General features: G+C 58.4%; 14 protein-coding genes. 8 read left to right on the top strand and 6 right to left on the bottom strand.

Going from position 1 to position 12093, the window contains the following annotated elements; all coding sequences use genetic code 11:
- Window positions 1-44 precede the first annotated feature (44 nt).
- The gene (locus tag FTE24_RS06655; RefSeq protein ID WP_150231760.1) at window positions 45-326 is read left to right on the top strand and encodes a hypothetical protein; all 282 of its coding nucleotides are present in this window, start codon (window positions 45-47) and stop codon (window positions 324-326) included.
- Between the two features lie 240 nt (window positions 327-566).
- Here FTE24_RS06655 and FTE24_RS06650 read toward each other — a convergent pair whose 3' ends face one another.
- Both FTE24_RS06650 and FTE24_RS06645 read right to left on the bottom strand, forming a co-directional pair.
- The gene (locus FTE24_RS06650) at window positions 567-1274 is read right to left on the bottom strand and encodes an AIM24 family protein (RefSeq protein ID WP_141448837.1); all 708 of its coding nucleotides are present in this window, start codon (window positions 1272-1274) and stop codon (window positions 567-569) included.
- A gap of 13 nt (window positions 1275-1287) precedes the next feature.
- Window positions 1288-1755 (bottom strand): hypothetical protein, encoded by a 468-nt coding sequence (locus FTE24_RS06645; RefSeq protein ID WP_150231758.1) that lies wholly within the window; start codon window positions 1753-1755, stop codon window positions 1288-1290.
- Window positions 1756-2053: 298 nt separating this feature from the next.
- On the opposite strand from FTE24_RS06645, the gene FTE24_RS22980 reads away from it, so the two are divergent.
- A complete protein-coding gene (locus FTE24_RS22980) occupies window positions 2054-2209 on the top strand; it encodes a hypothetical protein (RefSeq protein WP_170315058.1) in 156 nt (51 codons plus the stop codon).
- Between the two features lie 175 nt (window positions 2210-2384).
- On the opposite strand, the gene FTE24_RS06640 is transcribed toward FTE24_RS22980, so the two are convergent.
- From FTE24_RS06640 to FTE24_RS06630, 3 genes are all read right to left on the bottom strand, one after another.
- The gene (locus FTE24_RS06640; protein WP_150231756.1) at window positions 2385-4607 is read right to left on the bottom strand and encodes an Ig-like domain-containing protein; all 2223 of its coding nucleotides are present in this window, start codon (window positions 4605-4607) and stop codon (window positions 2385-2387) included.
- Window positions 4608-4782: 175 nt separating this feature from the next.
- Window positions 4783-5196 carry an ImmA/IrrE family metallo-endopeptidase gene (locus FTE24_RS06635; RefSeq protein WP_150232602.1) on the bottom strand — a complete coding sequence of 138 codons (414 nt, stop codon included), beginning with the start codon at window positions 5194-5196 and terminating at the stop codon, window positions 4783-4785.
- A gap of 58 nt (window positions 5197-5254) precedes the next feature.
- Window positions 5255-5662 carry a helix-turn-helix domain-containing protein gene (locus tag FTE24_RS06630; RefSeq protein WP_150231754.1) on the bottom strand — a complete coding sequence of 136 codons (408 nt, stop codon included), beginning with the start codon at window positions 5660-5662 and terminating at the stop codon, window positions 5255-5257.
- Window positions 5663-5968: 306 nt separating this feature from the next.
- Here FTE24_RS06630 and FTE24_RS06625 point away from each other — a divergent pair, with 306 nt between their 5' ends.
- Both FTE24_RS06625 and FTE24_RS06620 read left to right on the top strand, forming a co-directional pair.
- Window positions 5969-6472, top strand: a complete 504-nt coding sequence (locus tag FTE24_RS06625) for an ArpU family phage packaging/lysis transcriptional regulator (protein WP_150231752.1) — start codon at window positions 5969-5971, stop codon at window positions 6470-6472.
- Between the two features lie 99 nt (window positions 6473-6571).
- The gene (locus tag FTE24_RS06620) at window positions 6572-7108 is read left to right on the top strand and encodes an RNA polymerase sigma factor (RefSeq protein ID WP_141448842.1); all 537 of its coding nucleotides are present in this window, start codon (window positions 6572-6574) and stop codon (window positions 7106-7108) included.
- 966 nt (window positions 7109-8074) lie between these two features.
- On the opposite strand, the gene FTE24_RS06610 is transcribed toward FTE24_RS06620, so the two are convergent.
- Window positions 8075-8317, bottom strand: coding sequence for a type B 50S ribosomal protein L31 (locus tag FTE24_RS06610; RefSeq protein ID WP_141448844.1), 243 nt, complete (start codon window positions 8315-8317; stop codon window positions 8075-8077).
- Between the two features lie 713 nt (window positions 8318-9030).
- On the opposite strand from FTE24_RS06610, the gene FTE24_RS06605 reads away from it, so the two are divergent.
- The 4 genes from FTE24_RS06605 to FTE24_RS06595 all read left to right on the top strand — a co-directional run bounded on the left by FTE24_RS06605 (window position 9031) and on the right by FTE24_RS06595 (window position 12092).
- A complete protein-coding gene (locus tag FTE24_RS06605) occupies window positions 9031-9876 on the top strand; it encodes a hypothetical protein (protein WP_150231747.1) in 846 nt (281 codons plus the stop codon).
- A 42-nt stretch (window positions 9877-9918) separates the two neighbouring features.
- Window positions 9919-10152, top strand: a complete 234-nt coding sequence (locus tag FTE24_RS22975) for a hypothetical protein (RefSeq protein ID WP_150231745.1) — start codon at window positions 9919-9921, stop codon at window positions 10150-10152.
- A gap of 1 nt (window position 10153) precedes the next feature.
- A complete protein-coding gene (locus FTE24_RS06600; RefSeq protein WP_150231743.1) occupies window positions 10154-11611 on the top strand; it encodes a phage tail sheath subtilisin-like domain-containing protein in 1458 nt (485 codons plus the stop codon).
- 73 nt (window positions 11612-11684) lie between these two features.
- Entirely contained in the window at window positions 11685-12092 is a 408-nt protein-coding gene (locus FTE24_RS06595; protein WP_141448848.1) for a phage tail tube protein, read from the top strand.
- The last annotated feature ends 1 nt before the right edge of the window (window position 12093 follow it).

Below are 12093 nucleotides of genomic sequence, written 5' to 3'. Positions count from 1 at the left end.
GCGGGAATATGAGAAGCAAGAAGATTGAGGAGGACGACCGGAATATGGACATCAAGATCCTGAATGCCCGCATGGAACGCATGGAAGACAAAAGCTACAAAGGCAAGGTCGAAGCGGAAGTGGCCGGGCACAAAGAGCCTTACGAACTGACGATCTACAGCAAAAGCGGGGACATGTGGGAATACAGCCTGCATTTCCTGAAGCAGCCCGGCCCGGAAGAAGAGATTCTCGCGTTCGAGGAGTTTATCGAGAACGACGGAGAAGCGTTTGATACGCTGGTCGACGCGGCTTGGGATACGATGGAGCCGGCAGGGGACGAAGCGTAAGCGGACGTGGATGGACGATTATAAGAGGATTATAAGAAGATTATAAAGAAGGCCGCCTTTTCCCGGTTGACGGGGGGAAGGGCGGCTTTTTTTGGGATTGGGGCTTTGAAGCTTTAGTTTGCCAAAATCGGGTGTGATGACTTTCAAAATGGATTGGGATTGCTCTCTGGAAAGCTTTGAACGCGGTTGAACCGTCCGCGTTCAAAGCTCTGAATCAAATCGCTAATGGGGTTTTGAAAGTCATTTAATAAATACGTTCCCAAAAGGAATGGCTTCTCTCAAAATGCGTTTCACCAAACCGTCGTCTTCCATATGTTCGCGCAGTTCCTGGCTGCGGGTGCCGCCGGCCTGAAGCAGGACATGGCCGCGGCCGGTCATTTTCCAATGATAATGCATATGCTGGCTGGCGAGGTGGTTGCCGTAGACGGACAAGTCGAGCCGGGCGTTCTCGGGGTAAGCGAGAATGCTGCCGGCATGGACGAACAGCGGTTCTTTCTCGTGCAGCTCGGCTTGAAAAACGGTGCCCTGGGTCATAATGCCGATCTGTCCCTGGCCGGAAAACTTCATCTTGATCGCGTCCTGCGTAATCAGCATATTTTTGAGCTTCAGGAACCGGCTTTTCATGTCGATGCCGTCCGTGTAGAAGAACAGGTGGCGGAAATCGTACAGCATGTCGCTCCCGCCGTTCAGTTCGAGCGTTTGCAGGCCAAAGCCGGCCGGCAGCACGGCGGTAAACGCGCATTCGCCCTGAAAGTCGGCGCGGATCAGCTTGCGCTTGCGCATCATGCGGCTGATCTCCAGCAGGCGATCGCTGCGTTTTCGCGGGTCGCCCCGATACGCGATGACCTGCTGGGGATGCAGCACGTGCGCGACGTCGCTCTCGCCGAGTTCGAACGTATACGCCTGGGCGCCGAACGAGTCGCCGGATTGTTCGTGGATGATGTTCATGACGGTCCTCCGATCATCGTCTGCCCCGCAGGCCGAGGCGCAGCACGCGAATCAGCAGGAAATACCCGACGAACAGGCCGACCAGGGCGAAGATGATAAATTTCATCGTGCGGGCGCTCCGGTCGCGTTCCTGCTGGGCGTTATTGAGCAGCGCTACCGTATCTTGCAGCTGTTTGTTTTGCTCGTCCAGCCGTTGATTCTGCTCGCTCAGCTCGGTGACCTGGGAGCGGTACATATCCATGTCGTCGCGGTAAGCCTGGATATCCGCCTGGGCGTCTTCCAACTTGTTGACAGTCTCGTCGTAGCTCTGCTTCAGTTCGTTGACTTCGCTCGGAAGCTGGCCGAACATTTCCAATCCGTTTACAAAATTATCGAAAGGTTCCCAGGCATGGGCCGGGCGCCCCGCAGGAAGCAGCAGCAGACCGAGCAGCAGGGCGGCAGGGACGCTTTTGCGAAGAATTCGGGAAATTCCGTAGTTCATCGTGAACAGTCACCTCGATCATGAGAGTGGGATAACAAGACAATCGGTCGTGCGGAACGCCGAGAGGGGCGAATCGAGAAAGCGTTTAACGGGCGCAAGGAACGGGTATAAATAAAAGGGCGCCCGCAGCGGGCGGCTTATGGATCGAACTTTTAGCCGAACGATCGGCGGTTCGAAAGGTCGCAAAAGGTTGTACGTTAACAAGTGTACCGAAGTTCCTTTTAAAATACCAATCTTTCAGGCCGACTATAACGAATCTCTCATACATTCATAACGAAGCGAACAGGAGTGACTGAACATGATGCATACCGAATCCGAAAACCCGATGAGAATCATGATTACGCTGAACGGAGAGCCTGTAGGCAAAGGCCTGCTGCTCGACAGCGTCACGTATCGCCCGGTGGGCGAAACCGAGAACGGCAGCGCAAGCGAAGACGTGTCTTCGGAGCTGTAACGGCGTTCCCCGGCGGTCGCGGCAAGCCGACGCTTCCCTCGCAAGGGATGCGCAGACGCAAATTGCCTGTGTGAACGCATGACCATACGTGAACGCATGACCGTACAAAAAGGCCCTCTCCGGCGACGGAGAGGGCCTTTTTGCGTGCCTTTTAACGGGCGGGGCAAGATACGATTTAATTTTTGACCGTGACGGAGACGGTAACGAGCTTGCCGCCGAACTTGCCGCGGATCATCGTCTTGCCTTCGGCAAGCGTCGTGATCTGTCCGGCAGCCGATACGGTCGCAACGTTAGGCTTCGAACTGGTCCATGTCGTCTGACCGGACACTTCGGCCGTAGCGCCGGTGTCATAAAGCGCGGTCACGCTGATTTTGGCGGTCGCTTTGGGAGCGAGCTTCAGCGTCTTCTCGGCAACGGTCAGCTTGGTCAGCTTCGGCACGACGGTGACTTCCACGCTCAGCGGCATGCCCTGATACGAGCCGGTCAGCGTCGCTTTGCCTTCGGCAAGGCCTTTGACCGAAGTGGTCGCGATCGAAGCCACGAGCGGATTGGACGAGACCCAACCGACTTTGCTGCCGAGCGATACTTTGGAGCCGTCCGCGTAGAACGCGGTCGCTTTGATCGATTTGCTGGACTTGATATTGAGCTGGATCGAAGTCGGATCGACGACGATCTTCGTGATCTTCGGTTCGATCTTCACCGGAACGGTAATCGATTTATTCAGGTACGTGCCTTTGAGCGACACGGAACCTTTGACCAGCGCTTTGATCTCCTGGCCTTTGTCGGTCGTCTTGATGACGGCGTTCGTGCCGCTGACAGTCCATTTGACGAGCGCCGAAGCGTCTTTCTCCTGACCGTCTTCCCATACCGCATTCACGGTCGGCATCGGGGACGTCTCGCCGACGATCAGATTGAACGCTTCATCCGGTCCCATCAGCAGCAGTACTTTCTCGTTGACGGTCACTTTGAACTGGACCGTCTCTTTGCGTACCGATACGTCGCCGGCAGGCGTGACGACGGAAGGGGCTGCCGGCAGAGCGGCAGACAGCGTCGCCGTACCCGACGATTTGGCGACGATCTTGCCGTTCTCGATCGAGGCGATCGCGTTGTCGCCGGACGTCCATTTGACGTCGCCGCTCAGATCGAGCTTGGACCCGTCGAGCTTGACCCCGCTGATCTTCGGCAGGGCTTCCGTCTCGCCGCGGTACAGCTCGGTGTCGGCTTTGGGCGCTTCAAGCGATTTGAGCGTCGGATAGACCGTAAGCTTGATTTCTTTGGAAATGCCGACGTAATCGGCTTTGATCGTGCTGGTGCCGATCGATTTGGCGCTCACTTTGCCGTTGTCGACCGTTGCCGTCAGCAGGTTGCTCGACGACCATTTGGAATCCGCCGACACGTCCAGCGAAGAGTTGGCGCGATCGCGCACTTCGGCTTTGACGTCGAGCGTCTCGCCGAGGAACAGAGGCGTCGGTTCCGAAGGCACGAGCACCAGCGCTTCGTACGGCGAACGCACGTAGACGTCAAGCGAGCCGGTCACGCCGAGATATTGGGCGGTAACCGTTGCTTTGCCGGCCGTTTTGACCGTAAGCACGCCTTTGTCGACGGATACGACGGCTTCGTTGGACGTGGTCCACGCAGCGTCGGCCGTCAAGTCTTTTTCGGTGCTGCCTCCGGCAGCCGGCGCGACGGCGGAGAGCTTCAGCTCGTCGCCGACGAGCAGTTCGAGATCGGAAGCCGCTTTGCCAAGATCGCGGATCTCCAGCGACGAATACGGAAGATCGACGGTCGCCGTGAACGTACCCGTCTGTCCCGCGTATTTGGCGGTCACGACGGACGTGCCTTTGCCGACGAGCTTCAGCTGTCCGGCTTCGACGGTCAGCACGGCCGGATTGGAGCTGGTCCAGGTCGCGAGCGACGTCACGTCGGTCACTTTGTCTTTGTCTTCGCCGCCTGTAAGCTTGGCCGCGATTTTGAGATCGGATGCGGGATCGCCCAGCTTGTATGTACCGCTTTTGACCGGCTTGAGAGCAAGCTTGGTGTACGGATGGGAGGCCGAGACTTCAACCGTCGCGACCGCGCCTTCGTAAGTGGCGGTGATGATCGCACTTCCGCTTCCTGCTGCCGAAACGAGGCCTTTGGTGACCAGTGCGACGTTGGGGTTCGAGGAAGTCCAGGCAGCGGTGGCCGTTATGTCTTTTTTGAAAGTGGAGCCTTCGACCGTGGCGTAGACTTTGAGCTGCTTCGCCGATTGGCCGATAACCAGTTCTTTTTTGGTGGCGTCGTCGAACGCAATCGAGCTAACGTCTCCTGTGGCGGCAAAAGCGTTGGCCGGGAAAGCGATCGCGGCAATCATCAGCAGAAGGGCCAGGGTACGCATTACTCTTTTTTGTCGGATCATGATCTTCTCCTTCGATAAGCAAGTTTGTAAATCGGGTGGCGGACCTTGCGGTCACGGCCGTCTTGTCTATTATCGAACAAAAAGCCCTATAAGGTTACACTTCTTTTATAAAAAATTGGAAATGGTCAATTTGACCTAGTGTATACCAAAATTCGACACTGGAACGTATGTTCGGTCAACGGGCAAAAAAATAAACGCAATCCGCGGGAATGCCGCTGCGCAGCAAAAAAGTCTCGAACGATTCCCCGGGAATCGGTTCCGTTCCGCTCGTCAGCAGCAGCATGGCGAACCGGTTGGCCTGCCGCTCCAGCTTGCCCGCGCTGAAAAACGAATGTTCCTCGATAAAAAAGCGGTTGATCCCTTTGTGCAGCCGGTCGTGGCCCAGCTCGTGCGCGCAGACGAAATTCCGCCATTCCTCCGGCAGCTGCTCGTTGATGACGATAAAGCGCCTGCGCAGCTTGCGGTAATACAAGCCTTTGGTCGATTTGCCGAGGTCCATGTAGCGAATATGAATGCCGAGCGCTTCCGCCATGGCGAACGGATCGGTCGTGCGGGTCTTGCCTATGAGGCGGGTCACGAGTTTTTGCATCGGTTCCACCGTCCGTGTCCTCCTTTGGCGGAATATGGGGTGCAGCGCGGTCGAAACTTTACGGTTTGCGTTTGTTCATCTGCTTCGCTTCCCAGAACAGGCCGGTCAGCACGTCCTTGATGCGCTGCTTGTCTTCCTTGTCCAGCGGAATGCCGTCGAACATCAGCTCGCCGTCTTCTTCGAGCATCTTCTTGAAGTCCCGCTTGTCGCGCGTAGTCGCCCAATCCGGAGCCGGGCTCTCGTTCGGGTCGTGCAGATAGCCGGCTTCGTTCATCATCTCTTCGTACGGAACGCCGAGGGCCTGGGCAATCTTGGTAATCGTCTGCGGCTTGGGCACTCCGCGCAGGCCATGCTCGATCCGGGAAATCTGCGACGTGCTGACGCCTGCAGCTCCGGCCAGGCGGTTGATGCTCCAGCCTTTGCGTTCGCGAACCTGTCTCAAATAACTGCCGAACCGCTTTTCCATATGCGCACCCTTCCTCGCTTCGTCAATTTGGCCGATCGCCCTGCGGCGCTCCTTCTCTATTTTAATATACCCAATATCGGCTGCCGGGTAAATGCACGGACAAAATATTGCCAAAAGGCGGAAACCGCGCCCCGCAAAGGATTGTCTCCTACAGGTGGAAAAAAACGCCAAAATGTTTCTTTACGAGTTTGGAAAAGATGTGGTAAGGTTAAAACAGAGATACGAACAAAATACGAACGCCAGCTTAAAAAAAGAGAGTTGTCTGCCTTAATTATTGCCAAAAGACAACAAAAGGAGACCAAAACAATGGATGACGCATTGGAGCTGCCCAAGCTCGACCGCCGCAAAACGCAGGCCGCCGTCGAAGGGGTCATGGAAAAATACCGCATTTACAAAACGATCACGTTCGAGGAAAGGGAAGCGCGCCTCACTTCTTCCTATAATGAAGTGCCTTCCGGCTTCACGGGCACGGTCAGCGATTCCACTGCGTCCGTCGCTTTGTACAACGTCGACATGCCCGCCGCCCGCGCCGCTTACTGCGAACGGATCGAACGGATCGTCGAGCGGCTGAACGACCGGGAACGTCTGCTGCTGCGCGAGCGTTACATGAAGCAGGACGACGTGTTCGACTACAAAGTGTACAATCACGTGTTCGATCCGCCGATCAGCAAAGACACGTACGTCAAAGTGCGCACGGGCGCTTTTTACAAAATGGCGCTGACGCTGTCCGCGATGGGCATGCTGGATCTCGAAGGTTTGACGGCCCAAAAAGGAGAAGGCGCGCGAAAACGGGCAGGCCGGGAAGAGTGAGAACAGCCGCGCGGCGGAAAAAGGGTTTTGAACTTTTTTGCGCAAAAAGGGAACGATTCGGCTTCGCCTTTGTCTATAAGGTATAGAAGAGGTGAGAAGATGGACAAAATGAAGGAACGTTCCGACGGGGAGATGGAAGCGATCGATCCGGATACCGTCGTGCGCACGCATTGGGGCGACGTGTGGAAGTATCTCTTCTTCATGTCCGGCAGCCGCGTCACCGCCGACGATCTGACGCAGGATACTTTCGTCAAGGCGCTGCGTTCGCTGGATCGCTTCAGGCGGGAATCTTCGCTCAAAACGTGGCTGATGCGCATCGCGAGAAATACGTACGTCAACCACAAACGTTCGGCGTGGATGCGCCGGGTCGTCCCGTCCGCCGAGATCGAACCGGACCGGATGGCGGCTTCGGCGGAAAAAGCGTATCTGGCCGAAGCCGGGGAACGCCGGGTGTGGGAGCTCGTGTTCCGGCTGCCGGACAAGCTGCGCGAGACGCTGCTGCTCGAAGCGCATTACGGCATGACGGCGCGCGAAGGCGCGGAGCTGCTCGGCATTCCGGAAGGCACGTACAAATCGAGGCTGTCGCGCGCCCGAAGCCGGATGGATCGCCTGATGGAAGAGGAGGAACGAGCATGAGCCGATTCAACGAGCCGGAACCGAGACGAGCCCGCGAAGAACATCGGGGCGAACGGCCGAATTGGTATTCGGCGCTGGAACGCGAGCCGGGTCCGATCCCGACAGAACCCACGCTCGCGCAAATGAGCAGGATCAAGGAGGAGACAAACATGGAACATACACAGACAACGGTAAAACGCAGAGGCAAATTCGTCGGAGGCGCGGTGCTGGCGGCCGGAGTGCTGCTTGGCGGCCTCTGGGGCGCGAACTCGGCAGGCTGGCTGGATCAGGCGCAGGCGCCGAACGTCGCGCAGACGCAGGTCAATCCCGGATCGGGCCAGAGCGGTCCGAACGCGGGCGGCATTCTCGGCGGCACGCCGGCGGAGCAGCAGGCGCAGGCGGCAGCCGAAGCCGAAGCGCGGGAAGCGGCGGCGGACTTCAAGCGCGAAGATCTCACCGTCACGCAGGATAAGCTGGATGTGTTCAAACAAGAATTCCGGCAGGGCGAACCGAGCATGATCGACTGGATCGAACGACGGCACGGCGAGCTGTCGCCGTATGCGGAAAGCGAGTTTTTGTCGGTGTATTTCACGAATCAGGCAGCCAACGTGCCTTACGAAGCCGCGATCCATACCGATTCCGAACTGAGCGTCGAGCAGATCGACATGACGACGAGAAGCGTGGACCTGGAGCAGGAGCAGGTGACGTTCGATTACACGCTGAACCTCGTATTTTCCGGCGGACGCGATCCGCTGCCGATGAAAGGCTCGATCCGGATGCAAAAAGGCGAGAACGGCTGGAAAGTGCAGAAAGACGCGCCGGATAAAGAGAGTTTCCTGGAATTGTACAAGCTGGCGCAGCCGGAACTGTCGGGGGCGGAAGAGCCGGCANTTTTGACGGCTGCCGGAAAGCGGCAAAATTGCAAAAAAAACAGGCGTCGGAAAAATCCGCTGCCTGGTCGTAGAAGTCCGCTTAGCGGACTTGAGCTTACATGTTGTATTTCTTTTTGAAGCGTTCAACTTGACCGCCGGCATCCAGAATTTTCTGTTTGCCAGTGAAGAATGGGTGCGAATCGGAGCTCACTTCCACTTTGATCAGCGGGTAAGTGTTGCCGTCTTCCCAAGCTACGGTTTCGTTGGATTTACGAGTCGAGGCGCTCAGGAACTGGTGCCCTGTGCTCGTGTCCATGAATACGACGGGTTGGAAGTCCGGGTGGATTCCTTGTTTCATTTATTTTCAACTCCTTCTTAAAATAATCAATAATCACATACACTATATAGTAGCATAGGGCAAGCGTATTGACAATAAACAATTATAAGAGAAATCTCGATCCCGCACAAGAGCGAAGGCGCGGATGCCTCGGAACAGGCTGCGGGCCGGCTTCGATCTCCGATCCGTATCCATTATATATTCGCTATATAGATGAAGAAACGAATTCGGAACGCGGCGGGGCAGGGCGGGAATATAAGGTTATGCCGCTCCGGAAAAAGAGCGCAAACCGCCGTGCTGCGGGGTTTGCCGCGTCAGTCGCCTTTTTTCCGCCCAAGCCTCGTCTTTTTGTCTCCGTTTATCGGACGAAAACCGGACGCTTCGCCGCCTTCGTTTGGCGCGAAAGGCGGTAAGATTATATCATCGGGAAGTTGAGCAAGAGGCCGGGCGCCGAAAGCTCGAAGAAGCCAAATCACGCAGCACGGACGGATGCGGCCCCACGGGGTCAGGCAGCCGTCTTTGTCATGCGCCTCGCGGCGAGAGCCGGTCCTTGCGAGACTCCCGAAGCTTTGAACGCGGCAGTGCGGCAGGCGCGATAAGCGCTGTAAGAATCGTAAGAGCCGTAAGCGCAATAAGCGACAAGGCGAAGGTTGGATAGGAAAAGAAAGGGAAATACGCAAAGGGAGGAGGGGATTGCGATTCGGAAGGCGATCAAAAAAAGGCTGGAAGAACAGGTGGCCGGATTGAACGGCCGCGTGCATGATCTGCCCGTCGTCGGATCGGCCCTTGGCGGATTCGGCGCCGTCGTGACGTTCGGCGAAGAGATTCGCAAAAACGACTGGATCGGCTATCGTCGGATCGTCAAGGTCTGGCCGTATGCCGACGCGGCGTCGGGTGGCTTCGACAAGATCGAAGAACTGGCCGGCCGTATCGAAGCCGCGCTGCATGAAGCGGTTCTGCACAGCGAACCGGAAGCCGGAGCCGTAGGCGAAGCTCAAAGTTTCGCCTGTGTCTACGTCGGCTCTGCCGACGGGGACCGGGCGGACGCTCTGCTTGGCGGCCTGACGCGGGGCCTGCGCTTCGCCGTCTACCGGCAGCCGGCCGGTGTGCCGGCCGATGCGGGCCCGGCGGGCGCGGAACTGACCGCGCTGGCCAAGCTGTCGTCCGAGCTGCTCGGCTCGGACTGGCACGTGGCGGCCGATCGCTGGCCGAACGCCGTCAAGCGCCCGTGCGTGTTGTGGCGGCTCTCGGGCAGCCGCAAAGTGACGGCCAAGCCGTCGGCTTTCGATGTGCGGCGAACATATGCCGCGCATGTGCTTGGCCGCGGGCCGGCGGAAGAACGCGCAGCGCTCGAACGCTTGACGCTGCGCATCAGCGGCGCGCAGCGCCTTGAGGCGTCCGCGCCGGGAACACGCGGAGCGACGATCGCGGACGTGGTCGCGGATCTGGAAGCGGACGGCTTCGTCAAAGGCCAACTGCGGCTTGACGTGCTGGAGCGCGCCGCCGCGGCGCCCGTTCGGCCGGGAGAGCCCGATCCGCCTGTTCGGATCGGGTACGTCGGCTTCAAGCAGGCAGACTGAAGGCCGCGCGGCGGGACACACTTGGATAAAGGCGGGATCGACATGCAGGAGACCCAACCCGGGACAAAGAGCCCGGCACCGGCGGAAGCCGCAAGTGGCGGCAGCCGGCAGCCGGCCGAATATACGGCCGGCGAACTGGCGGAGCACGCGAACGAACTGTTCGGCGTGCGTGAAGAAGTGCTGCACGGCGCGCTGTGCCTGGACCCGGCGGAACGTTTTACCGTCTGGCAGGCCGCGCGGAAGATCAAACAATTTATGAAAGCGAAGGTGAAGTAATATGGCAGGCGGAACTTGGAGTATGACGGAAAAACCGGTCCTTCCCGGATTGTATATGAATTTTCAGGCGGCGGCCGCTTCGGCGGTCCAGCCGGGCAGCCGCGGCACGGTCGCGGTTCTGGTCAAAAGCGACTGGGGCCCGGAACGCCAATTCGTCGAGATCGGCAGCGAGGCGGCGATCGACCGCATGTATTCGAATAACGGCACGAACGGTTCGACGGCCCGCGATTCGCTCTATCTGGCTCTGCTGGGCGGCCCGAAAAAGCTGCTCGCTTACCGTATCGCCGACGATACGGCGGCAGCGGCTTCCCTGACGCTCAAGTCCGGCGAGAATGACGCGCTGCGCCTGACGGCGGTCCATACCGGCAGCCGGGCCAACGGATTCCGCGCAGCGGTTCAGCCCCGCGTAACCGACGGGAATACGCTCGAACTTCGCTTGTACGAAGGAGCCAAGCTGCTGCGCACGTTCGTGGCGGCGGACGGCAAAGCGTCGACGTTTGCGGCGGCGGTCAACGCGGACACCGGCAACGCCTGGATCAAAGCCGAAGCCGCGGCTCCGGAAGCGGTGCTGTCGGCCGTATCCGGTTCGGCCTTCGCCGGTGGTGCAAGCGGCAGCAGCGAGCTGAGCAACGCCGATTACGTCGCGGCGCAGTCGGCGCTCGAAGGGACGGATTTCGACGTGCTGGCGCTCGATTTCGCTCCCGACGCGGCCCTGCTTCAAAGCTTCGCCGCGTTTATCAAACGTCTTCGCGGCGAAGGGCGCGGCGTGACGCTGGTGATCGGCGGCACGCAGGCGGAAGATACGGCCGCCAAAGCGCCGGAGATCGCGTCTGCCCGTTCGGCGGCCTTGAACCACGAAGGCATCGTCAATGTTGGCACGGGCGTCAAGCTCGGCAGCGCGGCGTACAGCTCGGCGCAGACGAGCGCTTACGTGGCCGGCCTGATCGCGGGCCAACGCCTGAACGAATCGACGACGTACCATGCGGCGCCGTTCGATGACGTGACCCGCCGCTGGAGCCGTTCCGAACAGGAAACGGCGGTCAAGAACGGCGTGTTCCTGCTGTTCCATGACGGCCGCCAGGTCAAAACGCTGCGCGGCATCAACACGCTGGTCGCGCCGGATGCGGGCCAGAACAACGCCTGGAAAAAAATCCGTTCCGTTCGCGTTATGGACGCGATCCGCAGCGATCTTCAGCGTACGGCCGAAGATTCGTACATCGGCAAAGTGAACAACACCGAAGAAGGCCGCCTGGCGCTGATCGGCGCGATGAAAGAATATTTGGCGCTGCTCGCCCAAAGCGGCGTGATCGAAGCGGACGGCTTCGACGTCGTGCAGGACCCGGCTTACTACGGCGATGCGCCGCTGATCAAGCCGGAAGCCGACCAGGTCTTCCTGCAGTGGAACGTGAAACTGTCCGACGTGATGGAGCAGCTGTTCGGTACGTTTTACGTGCAATAAAGATTTTTCTATCGTCCGCCAAACAACCGATCGATCAAACTAAACGATTCAAGATCCCAAGGAGGAACAATCTATGTTGGATGCTTCGAAAGTCATTCTCGGTACGTACGGCCAACTGCACATCGACGGGGTGTGGCAGTCCCATATCAATAAGCTGGAAGCCAGCGTGGAGATCGAAAAGCGCGAACTCAATCTGACCGGCACCGATTGGAAAGTCCACAAAAACGGAGCCAAAAAAGGCACCGGTACGATGAGCGGCTACAAAGTGACGTCGGACATGATCCGCCGCGGTTTCCGCAAGTTCGATATCATCTCCAAGCTCGACGATCCGGAATCGTACGGCCATGAACGCGTGCGCCTGATCCGCTGCATGCCCGACAAGATCCAGCTTGCGAACTGGAATGCCGGCGAGGAAGTCGCGGAAGAAACGACGTTCACGTTCGAAGGCTACGAGCTGCTCGATCCGATTCGCGCGAACTGAT

It is taken from the genome of Saccharibacillus sp. WB 17 (genome assembly GCF_008634075.2).
In the GTDB taxonomy this organism is placed as follows: Bacteria; Bacillota; Bacilli; order Paenibacillales; family Paenibacillaceae; genus Saccharibacillus; species Saccharibacillus brassicae.
This window is presented reverse-complemented; position numbering and strand designations above follow the sequence as displayed.

What these genes read in the sequence shown, in the direction of transcription:
- FTE24_RS06645 (WP_150231758.1), bottom strand. Translation starts at nt 1,755, where the DNA reads ATGAACTACGGAATTTCCCGAATTCTTCGCAAAAGCGTCCCTGCCGCC.
- FTE24_RS06595 (WP_141448848.1), top strand. Translation starts at nt 11,685, where the DNA reads ATGTTGGATGCTTCGAAAGTCATTCTCGGTACGTACGGCCAACTGCAC.
- FTE24_RS06640 (WP_150231756.1), bottom strand. Translation starts at nt 4,607, where the DNA reads ATGATCCGACAAAAAAGAGTAATGCGTACCCTGGCCCTTCTGCTGATG.
- FTE24_RS06635 (WP_150232602.1), bottom strand. Translation starts at nt 5,196, where the DNA reads ATGCAAAAACTCGTGACCCGCCTCATAGGCAAGACCCGCACGACCGAT.
- FTE24_RS06630 (WP_150231754.1), bottom strand. Translation starts at nt 5,662, where the DNA reads ATGGAAAAGCGGTTCGGCAGTTATTTGAGACAGGTTCGCGAACGCAAA.
- FTE24_RS06625 (WP_150231752.1), top strand. Translation starts at nt 5,969, where the DNA reads ATGGATGACGCATTGGAGCTGCCCAAGCTCGACCGCCGCAAAACGCAG.
- FTE24_RS22980 (WP_170315058.1), top strand. Translation starts at nt 2,054, where the DNA reads ATGATGCATACCGAATCCGAAAACCCGATGAGAATCATGATTACGCTG.
- FTE24_RS06650 (WP_141448837.1), bottom strand. Translation starts at nt 1,274, where the DNA reads ATGAACATCATCCACGAACAATCCGGCGACTCGTTCGGCGCCCAGGCG.
- FTE24_RS06620 (WP_141448842.1), top strand. Translation starts at nt 6,572, where the DNA reads ATGGACAAAATGAAGGAACGTTCCGACGGGGAGATGGAAGCGATCGAT.
- FTE24_RS06600 (WP_150231743.1), top strand. Translation starts at nt 10,154, where the DNA reads ATGGCAGGCGGAACTTGGAGTATGACGGAAAAACCGGTCCTTCCCGGA.
- FTE24_RS06655 (WP_150231760.1), top strand. Translation starts at nt 45, where the DNA reads ATGGACATCAAGATCCTGAATGCCCGCATGGAACGCATGGAAGACAAA.
- FTE24_RS22975 (WP_150231745.1), top strand. Translation starts at nt 9,919, where the DNA reads ATGCAGGAGACCCAACCCGGGACAAAGAGCCCGGCACCGGCGGAAGCC.
- FTE24_RS06610 (WP_141448844.1), bottom strand. Translation starts at nt 8,317, where the DNA reads ATGAAACAAGGAATCCACCCGGACTTCCAACCCGTCGTATTCATGGAC.